This is a genomic window from Agrobacterium salinitolerans (assembly GCF_027498475.1).
GTDB lineage: Bacteria > Pseudomonadota > Alphaproteobacteria > Rhizobiales > Rhizobiaceae > Agrobacterium > Agrobacterium salinitolerans.
On the sequence record NZ_JAPZLN010000003.1, the window covers coordinates 308,957 to 331,334 of the forward strand.

At 58.8% G+C, this 22,378-nt stretch carries 23 protein-coding genes; 5 read left to right on the forward strand and 18 right to left on the reverse strand.

What is annotated here, in order from left to right:
• The 13 genes from O9X91_RS13490 to O9X91_RS13550 form a co-directional block, all read right to left on the reverse strand.
• The gene (locus O9X91_RS13490; protein WP_161596350.1) at positions 1-873 is read right to left on the reverse strand and encodes an LpxI family protein; all 873 of its coding nucleotides are present in this window, start codon (positions 871-873) and stop codon (positions 1-3) included.
• 3 nt (positions 874-876) lie between these two features.
• Entirely contained in the window at positions 877-1,692 is an 816-nt protein-coding gene (lpxA, locus tag O9X91_RS13495) for an acyl-ACP--UDP-N-acetylglucosamine O-acyltransferase (protein ID WP_142912168.1), read from the reverse strand.
• On the reverse strand, positions 1,689-2,156 hold the full coding sequence (gene fabZ, locus O9X91_RS13500; RefSeq protein WP_065653924.1) for a 3-hydroxyacyl-ACP dehydratase FabZ: 468 nt from the start codon (positions 2,154-2,156) through the stop codon (positions 1,689-1,691). The genes lpxA and fabZ overlap by 4 nt, the downstream gene beginning before the upstream one ends.
• A complete protein-coding gene (lpxD, locus tag O9X91_RS13505; RefSeq protein ID WP_077982373.1) occupies positions 2,149-3,216 on the reverse strand; it encodes a UDP-3-O-(3-hydroxymyristoyl)glucosamine N-acyltransferase in 1,068 nt (355 codons plus the stop codon). Before lpxD ends, fabZ begins: the two co-directional genes overlap by 8 nt.
• A 49-nt stretch (positions 3,217-3,265) precedes the next feature.
• On the reverse strand, positions 3,266-5,590 hold the full coding sequence (gene bamA, locus O9X91_RS13510) for an outer membrane protein assembly factor BamA (protein ID WP_077982374.1): 2,325 nt from the start codon (positions 5,588-5,590) through the stop codon (positions 3,266-3,268).
• A gap of 199 nt (positions 5,591-5,789) precedes the next feature.
• Complete coding sequence (gene rseP, locus O9X91_RS13515; protein WP_269833260.1) at positions 5,790-6,911, reverse strand: RIP metalloprotease RseP; 1,122 nt, start codon at positions 6,909-6,911, stop codon at positions 5,790-5,792.
• Positions 6,912-6,960: 49 nt separating this feature from the next.
• A complete protein-coding gene (locus O9X91_RS13520) occupies positions 6,961-7,794 on the reverse strand; it encodes a phosphatidate cytidylyltransferase (RefSeq protein ID WP_077982376.1) in 834 nt (277 codons plus the stop codon).
• A complete protein-coding gene (locus O9X91_RS13525) occupies positions 7,794-8,537 on the reverse strand; it encodes an isoprenyl transferase (RefSeq protein WP_142912166.1) in 744 nt (247 codons plus the stop codon). Before O9X91_RS13525 ends, O9X91_RS13520 begins: the two co-directional genes overlap by 1 nt.
• Before the next feature lie 65 nt (positions 8,538-8,602).
• Positions 8,603-9,160 carry a ribosome recycling factor gene (gene frr, locus O9X91_RS13530; RefSeq protein WP_004441558.1) on the reverse strand — a complete coding sequence of 186 codons (558 nt, stop codon included), beginning with the start codon at positions 9,158-9,160 and terminating at the stop codon, positions 8,603-8,605.
• 61 nt (positions 9,161-9,221) lie between these two features.
• A complete protein-coding gene (pyrH, locus tag O9X91_RS13535) occupies positions 9,222-9,944 on the reverse strand; it encodes a UMP kinase (protein ID WP_077982942.1) in 723 nt (240 codons plus the stop codon).
• 97 nt (positions 9,945-10,041) lie between these two features.
• A complete protein-coding gene (gene tsf / locus O9X91_RS13540) occupies positions 10,042-10,968 on the reverse strand; it encodes a translation elongation factor Ts (protein WP_077982378.1) in 927 nt (308 codons plus the stop codon).
• A 359-nt stretch (positions 10,969-11,327) separates the two neighbouring features.
• Positions 11,328-12,095: a 30S ribosomal protein S2 gene (gene rpsB / locus O9X91_RS13545; protein ID WP_003496241.1), complete on the reverse strand. Its 768-nt coding sequence runs from the start codon at positions 12,093-12,095 to the stop codon at positions 11,328-11,330.
• Positions 12,096-12,288: 193 nt separating this feature from the next.
• Positions 12,289-13,131 (reverse strand): cell envelope integrity EipB family protein, encoded by an 843-nt coding sequence (locus O9X91_RS13550; protein WP_142912165.1) that lies wholly within the window; start codon positions 13,129-13,131, stop codon positions 12,289-12,291.
• Between the two features lie 116 nt (positions 13,132-13,247).
• Between O9X91_RS13550 and O9X91_RS13555 the strand changes: the two genes are divergently transcribed.
• The 4 genes from O9X91_RS13555 to O9X91_RS13570 are packed head-to-tail and all read left to right on the forward strand — an operon-like array spanning position 13,248 to position 16,100.
• Positions 13,248-13,718, forward strand: a complete 471-nt coding sequence (locus O9X91_RS13555) for a RidA family protein (RefSeq protein ID WP_137410241.1) — start codon at positions 13,248-13,250, stop codon at positions 13,716-13,718.
• Positions 13,715-14,455 (forward strand): glycerophosphodiester phosphodiesterase, encoded by a 741-nt coding sequence (locus tag O9X91_RS13560; RefSeq protein WP_162520369.1) that lies wholly within the window; start codon positions 13,715-13,717, stop codon positions 14,453-14,455. The genes O9X91_RS13555 and O9X91_RS13560 overlap by 4 nt, the downstream gene beginning before the upstream one ends.
• A complete protein-coding gene (locus O9X91_RS13565; RefSeq protein ID WP_269833240.1) occupies positions 14,452-15,645 on the forward strand; it encodes a GNAT family N-acetyltransferase in 1,194 nt (397 codons plus the stop codon). Before O9X91_RS13560 ends, O9X91_RS13565 begins: the two co-directional genes overlap by 4 nt.
• A 23-nt stretch (positions 15,646-15,668) precedes the next feature.
• Entirely contained in the window at positions 15,669-16,100 is a 432-nt protein-coding gene (locus tag O9X91_RS13570) for an HIT family protein (protein ID WP_142912163.1), read from the forward strand.
• A 122-nt stretch (positions 16,101-16,222) separates the two neighbouring features.
• Here the strand turns inward: O9X91_RS13570 and O9X91_RS13575 are convergent, their stop codons facing one another.
• Positions 16,223-17,074, reverse strand: coding sequence for an urea carboxylase-associated family protein (locus tag O9X91_RS13575; RefSeq protein ID WP_269833239.1), 852 nt, complete (start codon positions 17,072-17,074; stop codon positions 16,223-16,225).
• Between the two features lie 110 nt (positions 17,075-17,184).
• Here O9X91_RS13575 and O9X91_RS13580 point away from each other — a divergent pair, with 110 nt between their 5' ends.
• Entirely contained in the window at positions 17,185-18,048 is an 864-nt protein-coding gene (locus tag O9X91_RS13580) for a LysR substrate-binding domain-containing protein (protein WP_269833238.1), read from the forward strand.
• A gap of 12 nt (positions 18,049-18,060) precedes the next feature.
• Here the strand turns inward: O9X91_RS13580 and O9X91_RS13585 are convergent, their stop codons facing one another.
• The 4 genes from O9X91_RS13585 to clpS all read right to left on the reverse strand — a co-directional run bounded on the left by O9X91_RS13585 (position 18,061) and on the right by clpS (position 22,208).
• Positions 18,061-18,405, reverse strand: a complete 345-nt coding sequence (locus tag O9X91_RS13585; protein ID WP_020810566.1) for an AzlD domain-containing protein — start codon at positions 18,403-18,405, stop codon at positions 18,061-18,063.
• Positions 18,402-19,160: an AzlC family ABC transporter permease gene (locus O9X91_RS13590; protein ID WP_142912161.1), complete on the reverse strand. Its 759-nt coding sequence runs from the start codon at positions 19,158-19,160 to the stop codon at positions 18,402-18,404. Before O9X91_RS13590 ends, O9X91_RS13585 begins: the two co-directional genes overlap by 4 nt.
• 167 nt (positions 19,161-19,327) lie before the next feature.
• Positions 19,328-21,841, reverse strand: a complete 2,514-nt coding sequence (clpA, locus tag O9X91_RS13595) for an ATP-dependent Clp protease ATP-binding subunit ClpA (RefSeq protein WP_142912160.1) — start codon at positions 21,839-21,841, stop codon at positions 19,328-19,330.
• Between the two features lie 10 nt (positions 21,842-21,851).
• On the reverse strand, positions 21,852-22,208 hold the full coding sequence (clpS, locus tag O9X91_RS13600) for an ATP-dependent Clp protease adapter ClpS (protein ID WP_003502541.1): 357 nt from the start codon (positions 22,206-22,208) through the stop codon (positions 21,852-21,854).
• Positions 22,209-22,378 lie beyond the last annotated feature (170 nt).

The following is a 22,378-nucleotide window of genomic DNA, read 5'->3' on the forward strand; positions in this document are numbered from 1 at the left end:
TCAGGCCTCCCCCATCATATCTCCGCCAAGTGACGTATCGATGCCGCAGACGAATATGCCCGCCTCATCGGCCGCTTTCAACATCGCCTCGCGATCGAGTACCAGCGCCCGCCCGGCTTCGACGGCGATACCTGCCAGCCCGGCCTTTCGCGCATTCTCCACCGTTTCCACACCGATTGTCGGCAGGTCAGCGCGCACATCCTGCTGCGGCTTGCACAGCTTTACGAGCACGCCCTTGCGGCGCGGGGATATCCGTCCCTCCGCACGCAATGCCGCGACGCGCGCCAGCATGGCATCCGTTCCCTCAACGCCTTCCAGCGCGACGATACGGCCACCGACGGCGACCGCGCCCTGCCCCACATCGAGCTTGCCAAGCGCGAGCGCAGCCTCAGCTGCCTTGCGTATATCGCGCAGATCATCCTCGGCAGGTTTTTGCGTACCGAAAGGGCCTATCGCGGCCAGCAGGCCGGGTGCGATTTCGTGGGCGCCGATGACTTTTGCGCCGAGCGTGCCGATGATCTTGATAACCATCTGAAGAACGGCGTCGTCGCCGCTCGACAGCAGCGTCCTGACAATGGACGGCAGTTTGAGCAGGATGCCGACTGTGGGTCGAATCTCCCGCCATTCCGGACGCCGCGCCACGGCGCCGGATAGCACGACACGGTCTACCCGGTTTTCACGGAGCAGACGGCCAAGCCCGGCGACATCGCCGACACTGATCACGGCATTGTCGAAACCGCTCCAGTCGAAACGGGAATCATCGCGCAGGCGCACGATGAAAGGGTTCTCGCCCATCTCACGGGCGGCAGCCGCCACATATAGCGGCAGCTGGCCGCTGCCGGCCACAATGGCGAGACGCCCGCCGCCTGTCACGGCTCACTTGCCCCGGTTGGGCGAGGAGATTGCGCGGTCGCTATCCGCACCGATGAAATCGATGACTTCAAGCGCCTGCGGGCAATCCAGATAGTCGTTACGGTCAATGGCTGCGGCATTGCCGCGGATCGTGCCTTCGGCCTCGAAAATCGCCTTGTAGACGCGTCTGACCTTGTGGATGTCGGCGCGCTCAATGCCGGCACGGGTCATGCCGACGACGTTCAGACCGCCAAGAATGCCGGGATTGCCATTCAGCATGCCATAAGGAATGACATCGTAATTGACCGCCGACAGCCCGCCGATGAAGGCCTGGCGGCCGATGCGCGTGAACTGGTGCACGGCGCAGCCGCCGCCCAGAATCGCGCGGTCCTCGATGGTGACATGGCCCGCCAGCATCACATTGTTCGACAAGATGATATGGCTGCCGAGGCGGCAATCATGCGCCACATGCGAATTGGCGAGGAAAAGATTATCGTCGCCGATAACGGTCTTGCCGCTGCCATCGGAACTGCCGGCGTTCATCGTCACGCCTTCACGCATGATGCAGCGCTCACCGATCTCGAGCGTCGTTTCCGAACCGTCGTGGCGAACCGCCTGCGGCGCGCCGCCGATGACCGCCATGGGATGGACAACCGAGCCACGGCCGATCACGGTCAGGCCGGAAACAACGGCGTGATTGTGCAGCTGGACATCGTCATGCAGCGTGACTTTTGCACCGACATAGCTCAGCGCACCGATGACGACGTTTTCACCGATCACCGCACCGTTTTCGATCACGGCGCTTGGATGAATTCTGGCCGAGGCGGCAATCGTGCTCATTGCTGATCCTCGGGGATCATCATGGCGCCGACATCAGCCTCCGCCACCAGCGCGCCGTCCACCTTCGCTTCGCAATGGAATTTGAAGACATTGCCGCGCTGGCGCTGCTTGACGACGTGAATTTCCAGACGATCACCGGGGACCACGGGTTTGCGGAAACGCGCATTGTCGATTGTCATGAAATAGACTAGGTGACCGCCCTCACCCTGGCTGCGAGCACAGATCGCACCCGCCGTCTGGGCCATGGCCTCAACGATCAGAACGCCGGGCATGATCGGCCGGTCCGGGAAATGACCGGTGAAATGCGGTTCGTTGACAGTAACGTTCTTGATGCCGATCGCCGAATTGTTACCATCGATCTCAATGATCTTGTCGATCAGCAGGAACGGGTAACGATGCGGCAGAAGCTTCATGACTTCCAGAATGTCAGCCGCGCCGAGCGCCGTCTTCGTTTCTTCAGTCATTTTTTTTCTCTCCTGTTTTTTTATCACGCCCTTCAGCGCGCGCCAGAATTTCGGCCATGTCGCGCAGGAAATATTTCATCGGACGCGCAGGCGTGCCGCCATAACGGGCGCCTGCCGGCACGTCCGCCACAACACCGCTCATGGCCGCGATCTGTACGCCGTCGCCAATGTTGATATGGCCATTGATTCCGGCCGCACCGCCAATCATCACACCGTCGCCTATGCGGGTGCTGCCCGCGATGCCGACCTTGCTGACGATGCCGCAATGGCGGCCGATGCGCACGTTGTGGCCGATCTGGACCTGATTGTCGATCTTGGTGCCTTCGCCGATGACCGTGTCATCCATGGTGCCGCGATCGATCGTAGTGTTGGCGCCAATCTCGACATTGTCCTGAATGATGACCCGGCCGATCTGCACGATCTTCAGCATGCCGCGCGGACCGGGCGCATAACCGAAACCATCCTGACCGATGCGCGCGCCGTTATGGATAATCACATTATTACCGATGAGGGCCGCAAGAACGCTTGCGCCGCCGGCAATGGTGCAATCGCGCCCGATCTGCACATCCTGCCCGATGATGACCCCAGGACCGATGCGCGTACCCGCGCCAATATGGGCGCCAGCTCCAATCACGGCGAGCGACTCGACGATGACGCCCGCCTCCAGCTTCGCGGATGGATCGACATGCGCAGCATGGGAAATTTCAGCGTCCATACGCGCAATCGGACCAGGACGCATGGCGGAAGGATGCAGCAAGGCACCAACCTGCGCAAACAGCGTGTGCGGGTTTTTCGATATCAGCGCAGGGGTGTGAGACGGAAGCATGTCCACAAGTGCGGCGTCACAAATGACGGCGCCAGCGTCGCAGGTCTGCAGCTCGTCGCGGTTCTTGCGCGAAAGAATATAGCAGAGCTGATCGGGTTTTGCCCGGTAGACCGGCGCGACGGAGCGAATGATCCGCTCCCCCGCCGCGTCATCAGACAGTTCCGCCCCAAGACGGTCTGCGATATCTTTCAATCGCAGTCCCTCGTGGGGCGGAAAAAAGGCGTTGTATTCCATCAGCCGGAAACTCCAGAACGTTCAAAGTTGCAGTTCTGGACTGCCGATATCAGAAAGTGTTGGACATGCCAAACCGGAAACGCTGTTCCTCGTCGTAGTCTTCCTTGGCGAAAGGCACGGCGTAGTCGACACGGATCGGACCGAAGGGCGACGCCCACATCACACCGACACCGGCGGATGCGCGGATGGAGTTGTCGTCCTTCACACCTGCGCTGTTGGCAACCTTGTTGCCATACAGCGTGCCTGCATCCACGAAGCCAGCAAGGCGCAGGCCGAAATCTTCCGGAACCCCAGGCATCGGAGCCGAGACTTCAGCAGAAGCGGCGAAATAGGTCGTGCCGCCGATGGAGTCGGAACCGATGCGCGGACCGATACCATCGTTCTTGAAGCCCCGAACCTGACGACCGCCGAACTTGAACTGATCGAACACAAGCAGATTGTCGCCTGTCGGCACCACGTGACCGGCCTGGCCGGTCAGAGAGCCGATGACATCGTACTCATCGGAAAGCGTGTAGAAGAAGCGAGCCTTGGCGTAAATCTTGTAATATTCGGAATCGCCGCCGAGACCTGCAAATTCGTTCGTCAGAGCAGCCTGCCAGCCTTCGCGCGGCATGTTGCGGTCGTCGAGCGTATTGTAGTTCAGCGTGTTCGAAATGATGGACTGTGTCCAGTCACCGCCACGGATCAGGTCCTTGTAGGGAGCGGCAAGGTTGCTGCCGGTTTCCCAGTCGCCTTCGCCGTCATAATTGAGCTGCTTGTAGGTGTACTTGAACGTCGTTGAGAGGTCTTCGGTGATCGGCGCGGTCACGCGCAGCGAGAAGCCCTGCTCGTCGTAGTCATAATAGTCTTCGCTGCGGCTCTGGCTCTTGAACAGGTCGAAACCTGCGGCAAGACGGTAGCCGAGGAAATAGGGTTCCGTGAAGGACAGCGTATAGCTGCGTGCATCGTCTTCACCCGCACCAGCGGCGAGACGGATGTACTGGCCGCGACCGAGGAAGTTCTTTTCTTCGATGGAAGCTTCGAGCAGAACGCCGTCGTTCTGCGAGTAGCCCGCGCCGATACCGAACGAACCCGTCGACTGATCTTCAACGTCAACCACGATCACGACACGGTCAGGCGCGCTGCCTCCGGCGGTCGAAATATTGACCTTCGAGAAATAGCCGAGCGCTTCGAGACGACGCTTCGCAGCGGTGATGACTGTCTGGTTGAACGCATCGCCTTCGGAAATATCGAATTCGCGACGAATGACATAGTCACGCGTGCGGGTGTTGCCACGGATTTCGATACGCTCGACATAGGCGCGCTCGCCCTGGTCGACGATGTAGGTCACACCGATGGTGTTGCCAGCCATATCGCGGTCGCCGCGCGGCGTTACGCGGGCAAAGGGATAACCCTCGCCGGCCACGCGCTTGGAAATCGCCTCCATGCTCTGCTGAACTTCCTTGGCGCTGTAGCTTGCACCCTGGCGGGTTTCAACGAGACCCTGCAATTCCGCACCATCAACACCCGGAACGGTCGATTCGACAACGACGTTGCCGAAATCGTATTTCTTGCCTTCATCGACCGTGATCGAGATGGTGTATTCGTTCTTGGATTCGTCCAGCACCGCGTCGGACGATACGACCCGGAAGTCGGCATAACCGCGGTTATAGTAGAACTGGCGCAGCGCCTCTTCGTCGGCGCGCAGCTTGTCCTCGTTATAAACGTCCTTACGCGTCAGGAAGGACAGCATGTTGGACTTCTTGGTATTGATGACGGCGGCCAGACGACCATCGCTATAGGCATTGTTGCCGACGAAATCGATGCGACCGATCTTCGTGCGCTCGCCTTCATTGATGACGAAAGCAATGTTCACCCGGCCCTGACCGACGGAAACGGTCTGCGTGGTGATTTCGACATCGCTGCGGCCAATGGCTGCGTAAGCTTCCTTGATACGAGCGATATCCGCCGTCACGATTGCCTGATTGAACGGACCCATCGACTGGGTCTGCACGATGCCGGCGAGCTTGTCGTCCTTGATCTTGCGGTTGCCGTTGAAGACCACCTGATTGACGAGCTGGTTCTCGTCGACCGTCACGACCAGCGTGCTGCCGGAAACGCGCATGGAGACATTCGAGAAATAACCTGTGGCGTAAAGACGCTTCACCGATTCATCGATGTCCGAATTGGAAAAGTTCTTACCCGGCGCAATGGTGATGTTGGAACGCACGGAGTCCGCGCCCGACCTTTCGGCCCCGCGAACATCGATCCTGCTGATGACGGCTGCATGTGCAACGCCAACAGAGGCAAGCACACCAAGGCCCGCAACCGAAGAAACACCGGCAGACAGAGCAACCGCCGACACAGCGTTCAAAAATCTTGAACCAGCCTTCATTTCAATTCTTACCTTTTTACGTTGTCCCTCAGCGGGCGGAACCCGACTCCGGCCATGTGCGTCGTTTTACCTGCTTTTCCCCTACAAGCAAGCGTGAACGTTAAATTCTGTTTACTTCGTGCTTCAGAGTGGCTCATTCGCCACTTCGGCATATAAACACGGTAAACAAGTCACTAACAAAACCGTTAAAACACAATCATCAGCCGATCAAGCTGCTGATATCGTTCCATGTTGCAAAAACCATCAGGCCCAAAATCATCATCATTCCGATACGGAACGCGACTTCCTGCGCGCCCGCACCGAGCGGCCTGCCGCGAATGGCCTCGATGGCGTAGAACACAAGGTGCCCGCCGTCCAGAACCGGCACAGGCATCAGGTTCAAAAGACCGATGGAGACGGAAAGAACGGCGGCAAGCTGGATAACGGCGGAAATACCGAGTGTCGCCATCTGGCCGGACGCCTGCGCCACCCGGACCGGACCACCAAGCTGATCGGCATTCATGCGCCCAGTCACGAGATTGCCGATATAATTGAAGGTGCCGGTGATAACGTGGCCGGTTTCGCGCACACCTTCGGCCAGCGCCTCAGACGGTGAATATTCAATATAGCGAAAGTTACCGCTGGTCTGGTCGGTGACGATGCCGATAATACCCATTTCCAACTTGTTGCCGAACTGGTCCGTTGTCTCCGTGCGGGTCGGAACCATCGGCAGCTTCAGCTCCTCGCCCGCCCTTTCAACCGTTACGGTGATCGGCGTGCCCGGGCGGATGCCGACATAACGGCGGACGTCCTCGAAGGTCATCACTTTTTCGCCATCGATCGCCACCAGCCTGTCACCGGGTTGAACGCCGGCTGCGGCAGCAGCACTGTTTTCGCGGACTTCCGCCACGACCGGATCGGCGATCATCCGGCCATAAATGCCAAAGAGCACCGCAAAGATGAGAATCGCGAGAATGAAATTCGCGATCGGGCCTGCGGCAACCGTGGCCGCCCTCTTCCACAGCTTAGCACCGGAAAGCGTCTGCGCCCTCTCCTCCAGCGACATATGCGACAGGCCGGAACTATCCGGCTTGCTCGCCGCATCCTCATCGCCGAAGAACTTGACGTAACCGCCGAGCGGAATCGCCGAAATTTTCCATCGCGTGCCGCGCTTGTCGGTGAAACCGATCAGCTCCGGGCCGAAACCGATGGAAAACGCGGTGGAGCGGATTCCGCACCAGCGACCAACAAGATAGTGGCCCATCTCATGCACAAAAACGAGCAGCGACAGCACCAGGATGAAGGGCACGATATAGCCGGTCAGAAAACCGGTCGCCGCCATTACTGTGTTCATGACAATCTGCCCTTTGTGTCGTGACCTTTCGCGCCGCTCAGAAACCCGGCAACAGACCGCCGCCCGATCCGGGCACGTCGCCGGTCGCCGCCGCATGCACGAAAGCTATGAGGAATACCGCAAAGCAGGCGAAAACAAGACCGTCAACTCGGTCCATGAAGCCGCCATGGCCTGGAATGAGATGGCTGGAATCCTTGACCTGGAAACGCCGTTTCACGAAGGATTCGAAGAGATCGCCTATCTGGCTGAATACCGAAAGAATAAGAGCGAGCACCAGCACCAGCACGCTGATCCTGCCGTGATAGGCCATAGACACCGCGCCGCCGCCGATCACGGCCGCCACCGCCCCGCCGATGGCGCCAGACCAGGTCTTGCCGGGCGAGATCGAAGGTGCGAGCTTCGGCCCGCCAATGGCGCGCCCTACGAAATAGGCAAGAATATCCGTCGACCAGACGACGGCGAAGATGAACAGGATGGACACGAAGCCCGTCAGCTCGTCACCACGGATAGCCGAGAGCGATATGCCGCTCAGGCCCGCATAAAAAATACCACCCACCAGCCACCAATTTTTGCCGCGCAGGATCGGAAACAGCGCAGCGGTCAGCGTGAAGCCGGATAATAGAGGCAGATCGAGCGAGGATTCGCCGAAGATCGTGTTACCGGCGATGACGGCAACCGCGAACCAGCCCCAGGCGTTGCCTGTCGGGTTCGACTCCGACAGCCGGCTAATCGTCGACCATTCATAATAGATGAGGATCGCCAGAAGGCCCGCAACGATGCGGAACAGAATGCCGCCATACCAGGTCGCGGCCAGAATGACCGCCGCCATGACGATTGCGGACACAATCCGCAGTCTGAGTTCACGGCTCATCAGGCGCCTGCCACGGCAACCTGCTCGGTGAGTGCGCCGAAGCGGCGGTCACGCGTTGCATATTGCTCGATTGCGGAGAAGAATCGCTGGCGGTCGAAGTCCGGCCAATATTCGGGAACGAACAGAAACTCGGAATAAGCAGCCTGCCAGAGAAGGAAGTTCGACAGGCGCTCTTCGCCGCTGGTGCGGATAATGAGATCCGGATCGGGCATACCGGACGTGTCTAGTCTGGCCGAAATCATCTCCGGCGTAATGGATTCGGCATTAATCCTGCCTTCGGCGACATCGCGCGCAATCGCCGCTGTCGCACGCGCAATCTCGTCGCGGCTGCCGTAATTGAAAGCGATCACCAGCGTCAGCTTGGTATTGTCCGCCGTCGTCTGCTCCGCCTCTTCGAGGAGCGCACGTATGTCCTGCTTCAGCCCTTGCCGGTCGCCGATGATCCGCACGCGGACATTTTCGCGGTGCAGTTCCGCAAGATCACGCCGGATGAAGGCTTTCAAAAGCCCCATCAGATCGCTCACCTCGGATTCGGGTCTACGCCAGTTTTCCGAGGAGAAGGCAAAGAGCGTGAGATAGTGTATTCCGCAGTCGCCGGCCGCGCGAACGGTCTCGCGCACGGCCTCCACACCGCGGCGATGCCCCATCACGCGCGGAAGACCGCGCTGCTTTGCCCAGCGTCCATTGCCATCCATGATGATGGCAACGTGCTCGGGAATGGAGGAACGTGTCGTCGTCGGCATATCGATCCAGTAACAGGGCAGCGCGGAATTAAAACGAATAAAATACAGGTCTATCGCGAACGATGTCAGACCTGCATGATTTCCTTTTCCTTCTCGGCAAGCAAGCGGTCAATTTCCGAAATCGTGTCATCGGTCATTTTCTGAACCTTTTCCGACTGTCCACGGCTTTCGTCCTGACCGATGTCACCGTCCTTTTCGGCTTTTTTCAGACCATCCATGCCATCACGACGCACATGGCGAATCGCCACCTTGGACTTTTCGGCATAATCATGGGCGACCTTCACGAGCGATTTGCGGCGCTCCTCGTTGAGTTCAGGCAGAGGAATGCGCAGGTTCTGGCCGTCGACGATGGGGTTGAGGCCGAGATTGGATTCGCGGATCGCACGGTCGACGGCGTTGACCATCGACTTGTCCCAGATGTTGACGCCGAGCATGCGCGGCTCCGGAACTGTGATGTTGGCCACCTGGTTGAGCGGCACACGCGAGCCATAGGCGTCGACGGTGACCGGATCGAGAATATTGGCCGAGGCGCGGCCGGTGCGCAGCGACGCGATATCGCTCTTGAACGCATTGATGGCGCCATCCATACGGCGCTTGATATCGTTGAGGTCAACACCACTCATCTTGATACTCCATCTTGTCGGCCAGCGGCCGTAATCGCCCCTTGAGGCGGCATCGTTTTGATTATTTGTCGTGCACGATGGTCTTGCGGCCGCCGCCGGTCAATATCTGCGCAAAACCGCCCTTCTCGTGGATAGAGAAAACAATGATCGGAATGTGGTTTTCGCGGGCCAGCGCAACGGCGGCGACATCCATAACCGCCAGCCCCTTGCCGAGCACTTCACTGTGGGTCAGTTCGTCGAAACGGGTCGCCGTCGGGTCCTTCTTCGGATCGGCGGAATAGATGCCGTCCACCTGCGTGCCCTTGAAGATCGCTTCGGCGCCCATTTCGGCCGCGCGCAGTGCAGCAGCGGAATCAGTGGTGAAGAACGGGTTGCCCGTACCGCCGGCGAAAATCACCACGCGCCCCTGCGCGAGATGATGGAGCGCCGCACGTTGCGAGAAGCTTTCACAGATTTCAGGCATGGCGATTGCGGAAAGAACGACGGTATCGATGCTAAGCTTGCGTAGCGAGGTTGCGAGCGCCAGCGCGTTGATGACGGTCGCCAGCATGCCCATATGGTCGCCGGTAACGCGGTCGCCGCCCTTGGAGGCCACGGCGACACCGCGGAAAATATTGCCGCCGCCGACGACAACGCCGACTTCGACGCCCATCGCCCTCGCCTGCGCGATATCGGAAGCGATGCGGTCAGCCACCGCCACATCGATACCGAAACCCTGATCGCCCATGAGGGCTTCACCGGAAGCCTTGAGAAGAACACGTTTGTAGATCGGCTTGGAAGACATCATGACTCCTCGGAAATGTAACCGAAACGCGGATACACGAAGGGCACCGCGTTGTCACGCGATGCCCTCCCGTTTTCCCAAGATTGGGTAAATATAATCAGCCCTTGGCGACGGCTGCGACTTCTGCTGCGAAATCGCTTTCTTCCTTCTCGACGCCTTCGCCGAGAAGCAGGCGAACCATACCCGTCACTTCGATGGAAGCGCCGGCTTCCTTTTCGGCTGCCTTGACGGCGTCGCCGACGGTCAGGTCAGGGTTGATGACGAAAGCCTGCGACAGAAGGGCGACTTCTTCGAAGAACTTGCGCATGCGGCCATCAACCATCTTTTCGATGATGGCTTCCGGCTTGCCGGATTCGCGGGCCTGTTCGATGAAGACGTTGCGCTCGCGCTCGGCAACAGCGGCGTCAACTTCTTCAGCGCGGATGGCGAGCGGGTTGGTCGCAGCGATGTGCATGGCAACCTGACGGCCGATGGAGTTCAGAACGGCCTTGTCGCCTTCCGACTTCAGGGCAACGAGAACGCCGAGCTTGCCGATTCCGTCGCCGGCAGCGTTGTGAATGTAGGTCGCAACAACGCCGTGCGGCACTTCGAGTGCAGCCGAGCGGCGCAGCGTCATGTTCTCACCGATGGTGGCGATTGCGTCCTTGATGCTGTCGGCAACGGACTTGCCGGTTGCCGGGTAGGTGGCGGCGGAAACGGCGTCAACGGTGCCATCGGTGGTGAGGGCGACCTGGGCGATACCGCGGATGAGGTCCTGAAACGCATCGTTGCGGGCAACGAAGTCGGTTTCGGAGTTCAGCTCAACGACAACAGCCTTGTGACCCATGGTGGCGACACCGACCAGACCTTCGGCAGCCGTGCGGCCGGACTTCTTGTCGGCCTTTGCGATGCCCTTGGCGCGCAGCCAGTCGATTGCCGCTTCCATGTCGCCATTGGTCTCAGCAAGAGCCTTCTTGCAGTCCATCATGCCTGCGCCAGACTTTTCGCGCAGTTCCTTCACCATTGCGGCTGTGATTTCGGTCATTGTGTGCCTCTATATCGGTTCGATCGGTCAGCCGGCTGAATTCGCCGTGCCGAAGTTCTGGGTGATGACTGTACCCGGCCGCACACCCTTTGAAACCCGGAAGTCCGGCAAGGGGCATGCGCATTCCCAAGTGCTGCGGCGTCGCCAAACATCGAAATGATGGGTGCCGCTCTAGTGTGACAGCGTTATGAAGACTGCCTGCCGTTCCAACCACATCGGACGCCTGCGGTTTTTAAAAACCCATGGCGGAGCGGTTAGAAACGAACAAAGCCGTCAACCCATTGAAGGTCTTTGACGGCCTTGTCATATCCTGGTCGAGGAGACGGCGATTAAGAAATCGCCGCCAGACAGGGCCTAGATCAGGCGCCAGCCTCGTCTTCGAGAGCGGGCTCGATCGGAGCTTCTTCGGAAGCGCCGATGTCGCGGCCGGAAGCGCCCTGCTGACGTGCGATACCGTCGATGGCGGCGCGGGCGATCAGGTCGCAGTAAAGCGAGATGGCGCGCGAAGCATCGTCGTTACCCGGGATCGGGTAGTCGATATGGTCAGGGTCGCAGTTGCTGTCGATGATCGCAACGACCGGAATGCCAAGACGCTTGGCTTCTTCGATCGCGATCTTTTCCTTGTTGGTGTCGATGATGAACATCAGGTCAGGTACGCCGCCCATATCGCGGATACCGCCGAGAGCCTTTTCGAGCTTTTCGCGCTCGCGCTCAAGGTTCAGGCGTTCCTTCTTGGAGTAGCCGGAAGCTTCCGAGTTCAGGATCTCGTCGACCTTGCGCAGGCGCTGGATCGAGTTGGAGATGGTCTTCCAGTTGGTCATCATGCCGCCGAGCCAGCGGGAGTTGACGTAGTACTGGGCCGAACGCTTTGCGCTGTCGGCAATGATTTCGGACGCCTGGCGCTTGGTGCCGACGAACAGAACGCGGCCGCCACGAGCGACGGTGTCGGACACGACCTGAAGGGCGCGCGACAGCATCGGAACGGTCTGAGCCAGGTCGATGATGTGGATGTTATTACGGTCGCCGAAGATGTACGGCTTCATCTTCGGGTTCCAGCGGTGCGTCTGGTGGCCGAAGTGAACACCAGCTTCCAGAAGCTGGCGCATAGAAAAATCGGGCAATGCCATGCCTTGTTACTCCTTTTCCGGTTTAACCCCCGCGAAGCGAACAGCGCCGATTTTCATCGACACCACCGGGCGGAACGAACCGGATTTCTCCCGGAACATCCCAAGCTTCGCGTGTGGAATGGTGAGCCGCATACAGTTGCCCGCATGAAAATGCAAGCATTTATGCGAAAAAACCGCGAGAACGGCCCGCGTTTCAGCGAACCGGCTTGTTTTCGCAGGTTTCTGGCTTGAGAATATCGAGCTTCGTAAGCTTTCCCGTCAGAACGAAATCGCCGTAATCCATCGTCAGATCGCGGGTGATTCCGTTTTCGTAAAGCTTGAACGACATGCGGTAAATCGGCAGGGCGTCGGTGCCGGTCTTGTCGTTATAATAGGCGATGGTCACCGGCCAGAATGCCGCTTTGGCGAATTCGCCAGCCTTGCCGGCATCGGCATCGCCATCCTTCGGCATCTGCGACTTGCCGACCAGGGTGGACGTGATCAGGCTTTCATCGCCATCATCGGAACCGTCGAAAATGCGGGATTCGAAGATGCGTTTTCCCTGCTTTGCGTGTTCGATGACCTGAAACATGTGCTGCGTCGGGAATTCGCTGGCGACGAGGCTGACCTGGCGGGCATCCGGCCGGGTCAGATCGACCTTCACGCCGTCAGTGCCGTCGATCGCCGCCCCCTGCACTTCCTTGTCCAGCTTGTCGTCGGTGTAGGACTTGGTCTCGAAGGTAAATTTCTTGGCCGCGAGATCTTCGAAGGTGGTGGTCTGCTGGTCGGTCATGCGGACGGCGTCGCCAGTGTTGATCTGCGTCACGAAACGGAAATCCGTCTTGTAACCCTGACAGGCAGAGCCGGTGAATTCATAGACCATGCGGCCGGTCATGCCCTCGATGCCGGAACGGTCAGACGCATCCTTGAGTTCGAGATCGTAGACGGCGCGGTGCGATACGAGATCAGGAACCGCGACGGGCAAGGCATTGGCAGCGTTTGACAGGCCGGTCATCAGCCCTGTTGCGGCAACGAAACCCAGCGTCCTGACAAACATGCAATATCTCCTGTTGGACTCGCTGCTCATATTGTACAAGCAACCACCCGGCTTTTGGATCAACATCTTCTGAATGCCGGATTCTTGAAGGATTTACAACAAAACCGGAGACGAAAATGTCTGACGTCATCGAAGGCCGCCTCAAGGAACTCGGCTTTACGCTTCCTGTCGCCGCAGCACCAGCCGCAAACTACGTTCCGTTCACCATCAGCGGCAATCTTCTTTATGTATCAGGTCAACTGCCGATGGAATCGGGCAAGATTGCGGTGACGGGCCTTGTTGGCCGTGATGTCGACGTTGCCAGCGCCCAGCGCGCGGCAGAATTATGCGCCGTCAACATTCTCGCACAGGTCAAGGCCGCTTTGAATGGCGATCTCTCGAAAATCCGTCGTGTCATCAAGCTGAATGGCTTTGTCGCGTCGGTTCCGGAGTTCGTGGAGCAGCACCTTGTCATCAACGGCGCTTCCAATCTCATTGCCAATGTTCTCGGTGAGCCCGGCAAACACGCCCGCGCCGCCGTCGGCATGGCTTGCCTGCCCTTCAATGCCGCTGTCGAAATCGACGCCATCGTGGAAATCGACGTATGACGCTGAAACTCTCCTGGTTGACGGCTCAGCCCGTCGCCCATCGCGGTTATCATGATCTCAACAAGGCGGTCTGGGAAAACACGCTTTCCGCCTTTTCCCGCGCCATCGAAGCCGGTTTCGCCATAGAATGCGACGTTCAGCTGGCAGCGGACAGCGTGCCGGTGGTTTTCCATGACCACGACCTGGAGAGGCTGACCGGCATCAAAGGCGATGTGCGTGAACGCACCTCGGCGGAGCTGGCGATGCTTTCCGTTGGGCAAACCAAAGATCGCGTCCCTACCCTCAAGCAACTTCTGGCGCTCTGCGCCGGCAAGGTGCCGCTCGTCATCGAGCTGAAGGGCCGCGAAGGCGAAGGCGTCGACGACGGTTTTGCCGAGGCGGTGCTGGAAGACCTCGAGGGCTATAAGGGCCACGTCGCGCTGATGAGCTTCGACCACCATCTGCTGAGAGATCTGAAGGCGGCCGGCTCGCCCTGGCCGCTCGGGCTCACGGCCGAAGGCGACAAGCCGGAGGACTTCTTTAAACATGACGAAGCGATGCAGATGGGGCTCGATTTCATTTCCTATCATTGGGGTCATCTGCCCAACAGCTTCATCGAAGCGCAAAGAAAACTCGGGGTTCCGGTGATTACCTGGACGGTCAGGGATGAAAATGCGCGCGCGACTACTTATAAATATGCGGACCAGATGACATTCGAAGGTTTCGACCCGAGAGAGAACCCATCCGCTACGGCATGACAGAAGACTATTCCATCAGCATTGCGCAATCCTTCAGGGATATCGATCCGGAAAGCTGGAAACGGCTTTCCGGAACCTCGCGCAATATGTCAGGAAAAATATACAACCCCTTTATTTCCCATGAATTTTTATCATCCATGGAAGAGTCTGGGTCGGCGACTGGCAAAACCGGCTGGCTCGGGCATCATCTGCTTCTCGAAAACGCCTCCGGTGTTCTCGTCGGCGCGGTGCCGGCCTATCTGAAGAACCACAGCAAGGGCGAATATGTCTTTGACCACGGCTGGGCGGATGCTTTCGAACGCGCGGGCGGGCATTATTACCCTAAACTGCAATGTTCAGTGCCCTTCACACCCGCAACCGGGCCACGTCTGCTCGTTTCAGAAATCGAGGACGAGACCCGATTCAAGACGTTACTGGCCTCCGGTCTTGCCCAGGTGACGGAGAAGATCGGCGTCTCCTCGGCACATGTCACATTTCTGGAAGAGGGCGATCTGTCCGCCCTTCTGCCGCGCGATTTCCTGCACAGGACTGACCAGCAGTTCCACTTCATCAATGACGGTTATCGCGACCATGATGATTTTCTTGACGCCCTTTCCTCACGCAAGCGCAAGGGGTTGAAAAAGGAACGCCGCGCGGCGCTGGAAAGCGGCATCGAGATCGACTGGCTGACTGGGAGCGACCTGACCGAGGATATCTGGGACCAGTTCTTCGCCTTCTATATGGATACCGGCAGCCGCAAATGGGGCCGGCCATATCTGACCCGGGAGTTTTATTCGCTGATCGGCGAACGCATGGCCGATGATGTGCTGCTGGTAATGGCGAAACGCGAGGGGCGCTATATTGCCGGTGCGATCAATTTCATCGGCTCGGACGCGCTTTACGGCCGCCACTGGGGCTGCATCGAGGATCATCCCTTCCTGCATTTCGAGGTCTGTTATCATCAGGCAATCGATTTCGCGCTGGCGAAGGGATTGAAACGGGTGGAAGCCGGTGCCCAGGGCGAACATAAGTTGGCGCGCGGTTATATGCCGGTCACCACCCACTCGGCACATTTCATTGTCCATCCGGGCCTGCGCCGCGCCATTGCCGATTATCTTCAGCGTGAGCGTGAGGAAGTCGAGCATATCGGCGATTATCTCGATGAACACACGCCCTTCCGCAAGGGCGAGAGACAGGAACCGGACGTATAAGTCCGCCATGAGGAGAGATCACGATGACGGCCAGCGCCTATGACGACAACAATATCTTCGCAAAAATACTGCGCGGCGAAATTCCGTGTCACAAGCTTTACGAGGACGAGCATACACTTGCTTTCATGGATGTGATGCCGCAGGCCCCCGGCCATCTGCTCGTTGTTCCCAAGATCGGCTCCCGCAACCTGCTCGATGCCGACCCGGAAGTGCTGGCGAGGACCATTCCCGTCGTTCAGAAACTGGCGGTTGCGGCAAAGGAAGCCTTCGATGCCGATGGCGTCTTCATCGCGCAGTTCAACGAGCCGGCGGCTGGCCAGACCGTTTTCCATCTGCATTTCCACGTTATTCCGCGCAAGGAAGGCGAGCCGCTGAAGCCGCATTCCGGCGTGATGGCCGATGGCGACATATTGAAGGCCCACGCGGAGAAGATAAAGGCCGCGCTTGCTTCGTGATGGTTGCCTGGTCGACTTTATCCTCGGCCTTGCGCCGAGGACCCAACCTCGTATCGAAAATCAATCGGTTGCAAATGCTCGGGACAGGCCCGAGCATGACGCAGGAGCGGTTTTCGGACTGATCATTCCGGAGAGCGGTAAGCATTCCTCTCCGGCCACGGCCAGCCTTCAAGCGCCGTCATATCGGGCCGGAATATTTCCACCTTCAGCGGATAACAGGCCGCCGTATCGCTCGAATGCGTGGCGCTGCAATCACCGCCCGGACAGGCGGAAAGCGCGCCGATAAGATCGATCTCGGCGAAAAGCTCCAGATAATCACCCGGACGCACCGGGCTCGCCTTCATGAAATATTGGTGTGTGTCGCGGGTGAAACCCGTGCACATGAAGACATTGAGGACGTCATGCACATGCGGTTCCGCCTGCCGGAATGACAGGCCCCTTGAGGAGGCCAGCGCATTGGTCAGATTGGAATGACAGCAATGGTGGTAATCGCCGCCGCTCAGGAGCTTGTTGGTATAGGGATCGCAGCGTGTGCCGATTACGTCATGCACACCGCCGCCGTCTTCATCGAAACCGTACCACGATAGCGTGTCATGGGTGATCGTCGCCATCGGCCGCAGGGACGGCAGGTTGCTCCACAGCCGGTTGCCGACCGAAACATGGGTGGCGTGCAGGGCGCGGGTCTTGCCGCTGAAAAACCGCTCGGTCAGATCATGGGCGTTCCAGAGGTTCAGGTCTCCGACCTGCGGACCTTCAACGCTTACGATGCGAAAAAAATGCCCCTTCGGAACGTTGAAGGTGCGGCCGTCACGCGGCGGCACGATGACCTCATCGATCTTTTCCATGCTTCGTTTGGCTTCTTCCAGACCTGCAAGGTCCGGCATTTCAAGCGTCCCGTTCGGATAAACGACAACAGGACGGACGGCGCGGCGTTCAGCGGCGTCGACGGGTTCGGTGGCGGGCAAGGGGGTCATGAAATCCTCAGGCAATCAAAATCTCGAGGCGAAATTGCGCCATGTGTGCGCGCCTGACAAGACGGGTTTTTCTTGCGCTCAGACCAAGTCTTACTTACCCTTGAGACACCATGAAATTACCGCCGCTCACCACCCTCCGGGCATTCGAAGCCGCAGCCAGAAGAACGAGTTTTTCTCTGGCTGCGCAGGAACTCGGCATGACGGCAACTGCCGTCAGCCAGCATGTGCGCAATCTGGAGGCATGGCTCGGTGTAGCGCTGTTCGAACGGCATGCGAGGGGTGTAAGGCTTACCCCGGCCGGAAAGGAATTCGGCACGACGGTTTCGACTGCCCTACGCCAGATTGCCTCTGGCGCCGCGCGGATCCGTCAGGGCCGTGACCGCATGACCGTTCGCCTTGCCAGCCTGCCCTCAGTCGCCGCGCATTTTCTGACGCCCCGCCTGCCTCGCTTTCGGGCGCTTTACCCCGATATACAGGTATCCATCAGCTATTCCGGTGCGCATCAAGCAATACCGGCCGATCTCACCATAGGGCATGGCGTCGCGTCCGGGGAAAATGCGGTCGCGCTTTTCAGCGCAGAGACGCGACCGACATGCGCGCCGGGCTATGTCGCTAAATTCGGTCCTTTCGACAATATTGACAGCCTCTTAGGAGCGGAATTGCTGCATGACGACACCGAGGCGGCTTGGCAGAACTGGTTCGCAGCCGGGGGAATATCCCTGCCCGATAACGCCGGTCCGGTTTTTGCGGATTTCAATCTGCTCGTGACCGCGCTCAAAGCCGGTCAAGGCATTGGCCTCTGCCCGACGGCGCTGTTTCACAAAGAGATCGCCGAAGGTCAACTGATCGTGCTCTTCGATCGGGCGACGGATACGGAGAAATATTACTGGCTGATGGAAGCAGACGAGATGACCGCACCGGCTAGACTCCTTGCGGATTGGCTTGTTGCGGAAGCCCGACGGAGCGGTCTCTGACGTAAACCAATCTCAGAAACCGAGCGCGAACAACCCACCCGCCAGAAGCAGGATCGGCACCGCTACACCGACGATGACCCGCTGGCCTGCCATCAGAAATGCGATGAAACCGAGTGCGGCAGCGCCGATGCGCAGCCACAGGGGGGATGCTTCCAGCGTTCCGGTTGGAAAGACGATCAGCTTGGCGGTGACGGCCATGACGAGCGCCGTGGCGACCGCCCTCACCCAGTGCAGCGCTTCGGAATCCTCCTTCAGGCGGTTACCGGCGAGAACGCCGAGCCACCGCCAGAGATCGGTCGCCAGCCAGCCGGCAATCGCGATGAAGAGATAGGGCGCCCACCAATGTTCGGTCATCATGGTTCGCTCTCCGGTGAGACGGGTTTTATCCGGCGGCGGAACACGAGGCGGTCGATCAGATAGGCAGCCGTGCCCCCGCCTATCCCGGCATAGAGAATATCGAATTCCGGTGCGATGACCGCGAAGGCGGGCCCGGCGATGACGCCGATGACGAAGGCGACCTTGACGACGGAATGACGGGCCGAAGCCCAGATCGATGCCACGAAATAGACCGGTGTGAGAAAAAACAGCACGCCGGCGACGAGTGGTGGAAAGGCGGCGACGACGCCGTAACACAGGCCGACGATGATGGCATTGACCACGGTGAGCGTCATGCCAAAACCAGCGAACCAGGCGGCGCGGGCTTCACGCGGCACCCTGGAGAGGTTCTGCGTAGCAAAGACCCAGGCCGTGATCGCAACGAAATGCGACAGAAACAGCAAAATCCATGTCGGCGTCTTCGCGCCGCGCATTTCCGGAACGATGGAGGCGACCATCGGCATCATCCGGACCGACGACAGCGTCACCGCCAGAAAGCAGGCAGCAAGATTGGCGCCGCCGACCATGGAGCCGATCAGGATCATCTTGGCCGGCAGGGCCCAGATCATCAGCGTCATGAAGACGGCTTCGCCGCGCGCAACACCCGATTCCAGCGCGAAGGCGCTGAAACCGACAAAAGATGTCATAAGAATGAACGACGGCAGCGAAAATATGCCCCGCATTCCCCGGAAAAACCAGCCACTCAGGGGGATGGTATCGCTGTCGGCAGTCTGCATTGCTGACCCACTTGTGCATATCACCCGAAACTGTGCCGCAGCTTCGGGGTAACGTCATGCATAAAATAAAAAAGAGCGTCGCAGGCATCAGGGAAAAACGCGACGCGCTTCATACATGAAAATGCCGGGCTTTCGCCCGGCATCGGTTTATCGGTCGAAGACCTTGATCATTTCTTCTTCGGCACTTTCGGCACCGCATTGGTCTTGCGCCGCGGCTTGCTGTCATCGTCCGACTTGTCGGCCTCGGCAACAAGAACATCCGCCTCTTCATTGGCCTTAGCCGCCTTGGAAGCAGGTTTCGTCTTGGCCTTTGCCTTGCCGGGCGATTTGGCCGCCTTCAACTCGGCCTCCGGCTGCGGCTTCACGGGTGCGGTCTCCGGCAGAACCTCGAGTATGAGACCTTCGGAGCCGTCATCCTTCTTACCGACGGTGACGCTGACGACGCCGCCCTTCTTGAGCTTGCCGAAGAGGATTTCATTGGCAAGCGGCTTCTTGATGTTTTCCTGGATCACACGCGACAGCGGGCGGGCGCCCATCTTCTCGTCGTAACCCTTCTCCGCCAGCCAGGAGATCGCATCTTCATGCAGATCGAAGGTGACGTTGCGCTCAGACAGCTGGGTTTCCAGCTGCATGACGAACTTCTGCACGACCTTGTGGATAACGGCGGTCGGCAGCGGCGAGAACGGAATGATCGCATCCAGACGGTTGCGGAACTCCGGCGTGAACAGGCGGTTGATCGCCTCTTCGTCCTCTCCCGTGCGGCGCGAAGAGCCGAAACCGATCGCCGATTTCGCCATCTCGGATGCACCCGCATTGGTCGTCATGATCAGGATGACGTTGCGGAAGTCGATCTTCTTGCCGTTATGGTCGGTCAGCGAGCCATGGTCCATCACCTGCAACAGGATGTTGTAGATATCAGGGTGCGCCTTTTCGATTTCGTCCAGCAGTACCACGGAATGTGGATGCTGATCGACGCCATCGGTCAGGAGACCGCCCTGATCGAAGCCGACATAACCGGGAGGCGCACCGAGCAGGCGCGAAACGGTATGACGCTCCATGTACTCCGACATGTCGAAGCGCAGCATCTCGACGCCGAGCGAAGCGGCAAGCTGCTTGGCCACTTCCGTCTTGCCCACGCCCGTCGGGCCGGAAAAGACATAGGAGCCGATTGGCTTGTTCGGTTCTCGCAGGCCCGCACGCGCCAGCTTGATGGCCGTGGCGAGCGCCTCAATGGCGATGTCCTGACCATAAACGACCGAGCGCAGTTCTTTTTCAAGATTGGCGAGGACCATCTCGTCATCCTTGGAAACCGTCTTCGCGGGAATACGGGCCATCGTCGCGATGGTGGCCTCGATTTCCCGTTCGGTGATCAGCTTGCGACGCTTGGAAACAGGCAGCAACATCTGTGCGGCACCGGTCTCGTCGATCACGTCAATCGCCTTATCCGGCAGCTTGCGGTCCGAAATATAGCGGGCCGACAATTCGACGGCAGCCTTGATCGCCTCGTTGGAATATCTGAGGTGGTGGTAGTCCTCGAAATAGGGTTTCAGGCCCTTCATGATGGCGATTGCGTCATCGATCGACGGCTCGTTGACGTCGATTTTCTGAAAACGACGAACGAGCGCACGGTCCTTTTCGAAGAACTGGCGATATTCCTTATAAGTGGTCGAACCGATGCAGCGGATCGCGCCAGAAGACAAAGCGGGCTTCAAGAGGTTCGATGCATCCATCGCGCCGCCGGAAGTGGCGCCGGCACCGATGACGGTGTGGATTTCATCGATGAACAGAACCGCGCCCGGAAACTCCTCGAGTTCCTTGACGACCTGCTTCAGCCGCTCCTCGAAATCACCGCGATAGCGGGTGCCGGCCAGCAGCGTGCCCATGTCGAGAGAGAAGATGGTGTCATTGGCAAGCGCTTCCGGCACCTTGCCTTCGACGATACGCTTGGCCAAGCCTTCGGCAATCGCCGTCTTGCCCACGCCCGGATCACCCACATAAAGCGGGTTGTTCTTGGAGCGGCGGCAGAGGATCTGGATCGTGCGGTTGACCTCGTCGTGTCGGCCGATCAACGGGTCGATCTTGCCGTTCTTGGCCTTCTCGTTGAGATTGACGCAATAAGCCTTCAGAGCATCCTGCTGCTTTTTGGCGGACGAACCGTCCTCTTCCGGATTGCTTCGGTTCGGCTTGTTCTCGCTTTCCGGCTCATCGGCGCCGCGCGGCGGGCGCGTCTGCGACGTGCCGGGGCGCTTACCAATGCCGTGGGAGATGTAGTTGACCGCGTCGTAACGGGTCATTTCCTGTTCCTGCAGGAAATAGGCGGCATGGCTTTCGCGCTCGGCAAAAATGGCCACAAGCACGTTCGCGCCCGTCACTTCCTCGCGGCCGGACGATTGAACATGGATGACGGCCCGCTGGATGACACGCTGGAAGCCGGATGTGGGCTTGGAATCCTCGTCATAACCGGTGACGAGGTTGGTCAATTCATTGTCGACGTAATCGCTGACAGTCTTGCGAAGAGCATCCAGATCGACATTGCAGGCGCCCATGACGGCTGCGGCATCCGCGTCGTCGATCAGCGCCAGAAGGAGATGTTCGAGCGTCGCATATTCGTGGTGACGCTCATTTGCAAAGGTCAGTGCCTGGTGCAGCGCCTTCTCGAGACTCGGGGAAAAAGTTGGCACGTTGCGATCCTCATTTCTTTTCCATGACGCACTGCAGCGGGTGCTGGTGCTGTCGGGCGAAATCCATGACCTGGCTTACTTTCGTCTCTGCGACCTCATATGTAAACACCCCACATTCGCCCACGCCGTGCTGGTGCACGTGCAGCATGATGCGGGTTGCCGCCTCGCGATCCTTCTGGAAAAACCGTTCCAGAATATGGATGACGAATTCCATGGGAGTGTAATCGTCATTCAGTAAAAGAACACGGTACAAATTCGGTCTTTTCGTTTTCGGCTTGACGCGGGTGATAACAGACGTTCCGCGATTGGTGCCGCCGCCGTCTTCTCCTTCGCCCTCGCCCTGCATGTAGATCGGCTTAGCGATCATCTTTCATCATTCTCCAAACTGTTCTCAAACCGACAGCTGATTGCCAGGAGGGAGAACTTCGCCTCTCCATATCTAGGTCGTTGAGATGCGATTTTAAGCCCCTTGCGCAACGGTGCAATCACTATTGCGTTTGCGAAGAGGCAAACCTCGGGAAAAGTGCGAATATGGGG

Excerpts from the sequence above, each read along its gene's own strand:
- lpxA (WP_142912168.1), bottom strand. The coding sequence starts at position 1,692 with ATGAGCACGATTGCCGCCTCGGCCAGAATTCATCCAAGCGCCGTGATC.
- fabZ (WP_065653924.1), bottom strand. The coding sequence starts at position 2,156 with ATGACTGAAGAAACGAAGACGGCGCTCGGCGCGGCTGACATTCTGGAA.
- lpxD (WP_077982373.1), bottom strand. The coding sequence starts at position 3,216 with ATGGAATACAACGCCTTTTTTCCGCCCCACGAGGGACTGCGATTGAAA.
- bamA (WP_077982374.1), bottom strand. The coding sequence starts at position 5,590 with ATGAAGGCTGGTTCAAGATTTTTGAACGCTGTGTCGGCGGTTGCTCTG.
- rseP (WP_269833260.1), bottom strand. The coding sequence starts at position 6,911 with ATGGCGGCGACCGGTTTTCTGACCGGCTATATCGTGCCCTTCATCCTG.
- O9X91_RS13520 (WP_077982376.1), bottom strand. The coding sequence starts at position 7,794 with ATGAGCCGTGAACTCAGACTGCGGATTGTGTCCGCAATCGTCATGGCG.
- O9X91_RS13525 (WP_142912166.1), bottom strand. The coding sequence starts at position 8,537 with ATGCCGACGACGACACGTTCCTCCATTCCCGAGCACGTTGCCATCATC.
- frr (WP_004441558.1), bottom strand. The coding sequence starts at position 9,160 with ATGAGTGGTGTTGACCTCAACGATATCAAGCGCCGTATGGATGGCGCC.
- pyrH (WP_077982942.1), bottom strand. The coding sequence starts at position 9,944 with ATGTCTTCCAAGCCGATCTACAAACGTGTTCTTCTCAAGGCTTCCGGT.
- tsf (WP_077982378.1), bottom strand. The coding sequence starts at position 10,968 with ATGACCGAAATCACAGCCGCAATGGTGAAGGAACTGCGCGAAAAGTCT.
- rpsB (WP_003496241.1), bottom strand. The coding sequence starts at position 12,095 with ATGGCATTGCCCGATTTTTCTATGCGCCAGCTTCTGGAAGCTGGTGTT.
- O9X91_RS13550 (WP_142912165.1), bottom strand. The coding sequence starts at position 13,131 with ATGTTTGTCAGGACGCTGGGTTTCGTTGCCGCAACAGGGCTGATGACC.
- O9X91_RS13555 (WP_137410241.1), top strand. The coding sequence starts at position 13,248 with ATGTCTGACGTCATCGAAGGCCGCCTCAAGGAACTCGGCTTTACGCTT.
- O9X91_RS13560 (WP_162520369.1), top strand. The coding sequence starts at position 13,715 with ATGACGCTGAAACTCTCCTGGTTGACGGCTCAGCCCGTCGCCCATCGC.
- O9X91_RS13565 (WP_269833240.1), top strand. The coding sequence starts at position 14,452 with ATGACAGAAGACTATTCCATCAGCATTGCGCAATCCTTCAGGGATATC.
- O9X91_RS13570 (WP_142912163.1), top strand. The coding sequence starts at position 15,669 with ATGACGGCCAGCGCCTATGACGACAACAATATCTTCGCAAAAATACTG.
- O9X91_RS13575 (WP_269833239.1), bottom strand. The coding sequence starts at position 17,074 with ATGACCCCCTTGCCCGCCACCGAACCCGTCGACGCCGCTGAACGCCGC.
- O9X91_RS13580 (WP_269833238.1), top strand. The coding sequence starts at position 17,185 with ATGAAATTACCGCCGCTCACCACCCTCCGGGCATTCGAAGCCGCAGCC.
- O9X91_RS13585 (WP_020810566.1), bottom strand. The coding sequence starts at position 18,405 with ATGATGACCGAACATTGGTGGGCGCCCTATCTCTTCATCGCGATTGCC.
- O9X91_RS13590 (WP_142912161.1), bottom strand. The coding sequence starts at position 19,160 with ATGCAGACTGCCGACAGCGATACCATCCCCCTGAGTGGCTGGTTTTTC.
- clpS (WP_003502541.1), bottom strand. The coding sequence starts at position 22,208 with ATGATCGCTAAGCCGATCTACATGCAGGGCGAGGGCGAAGGAGAAGAC.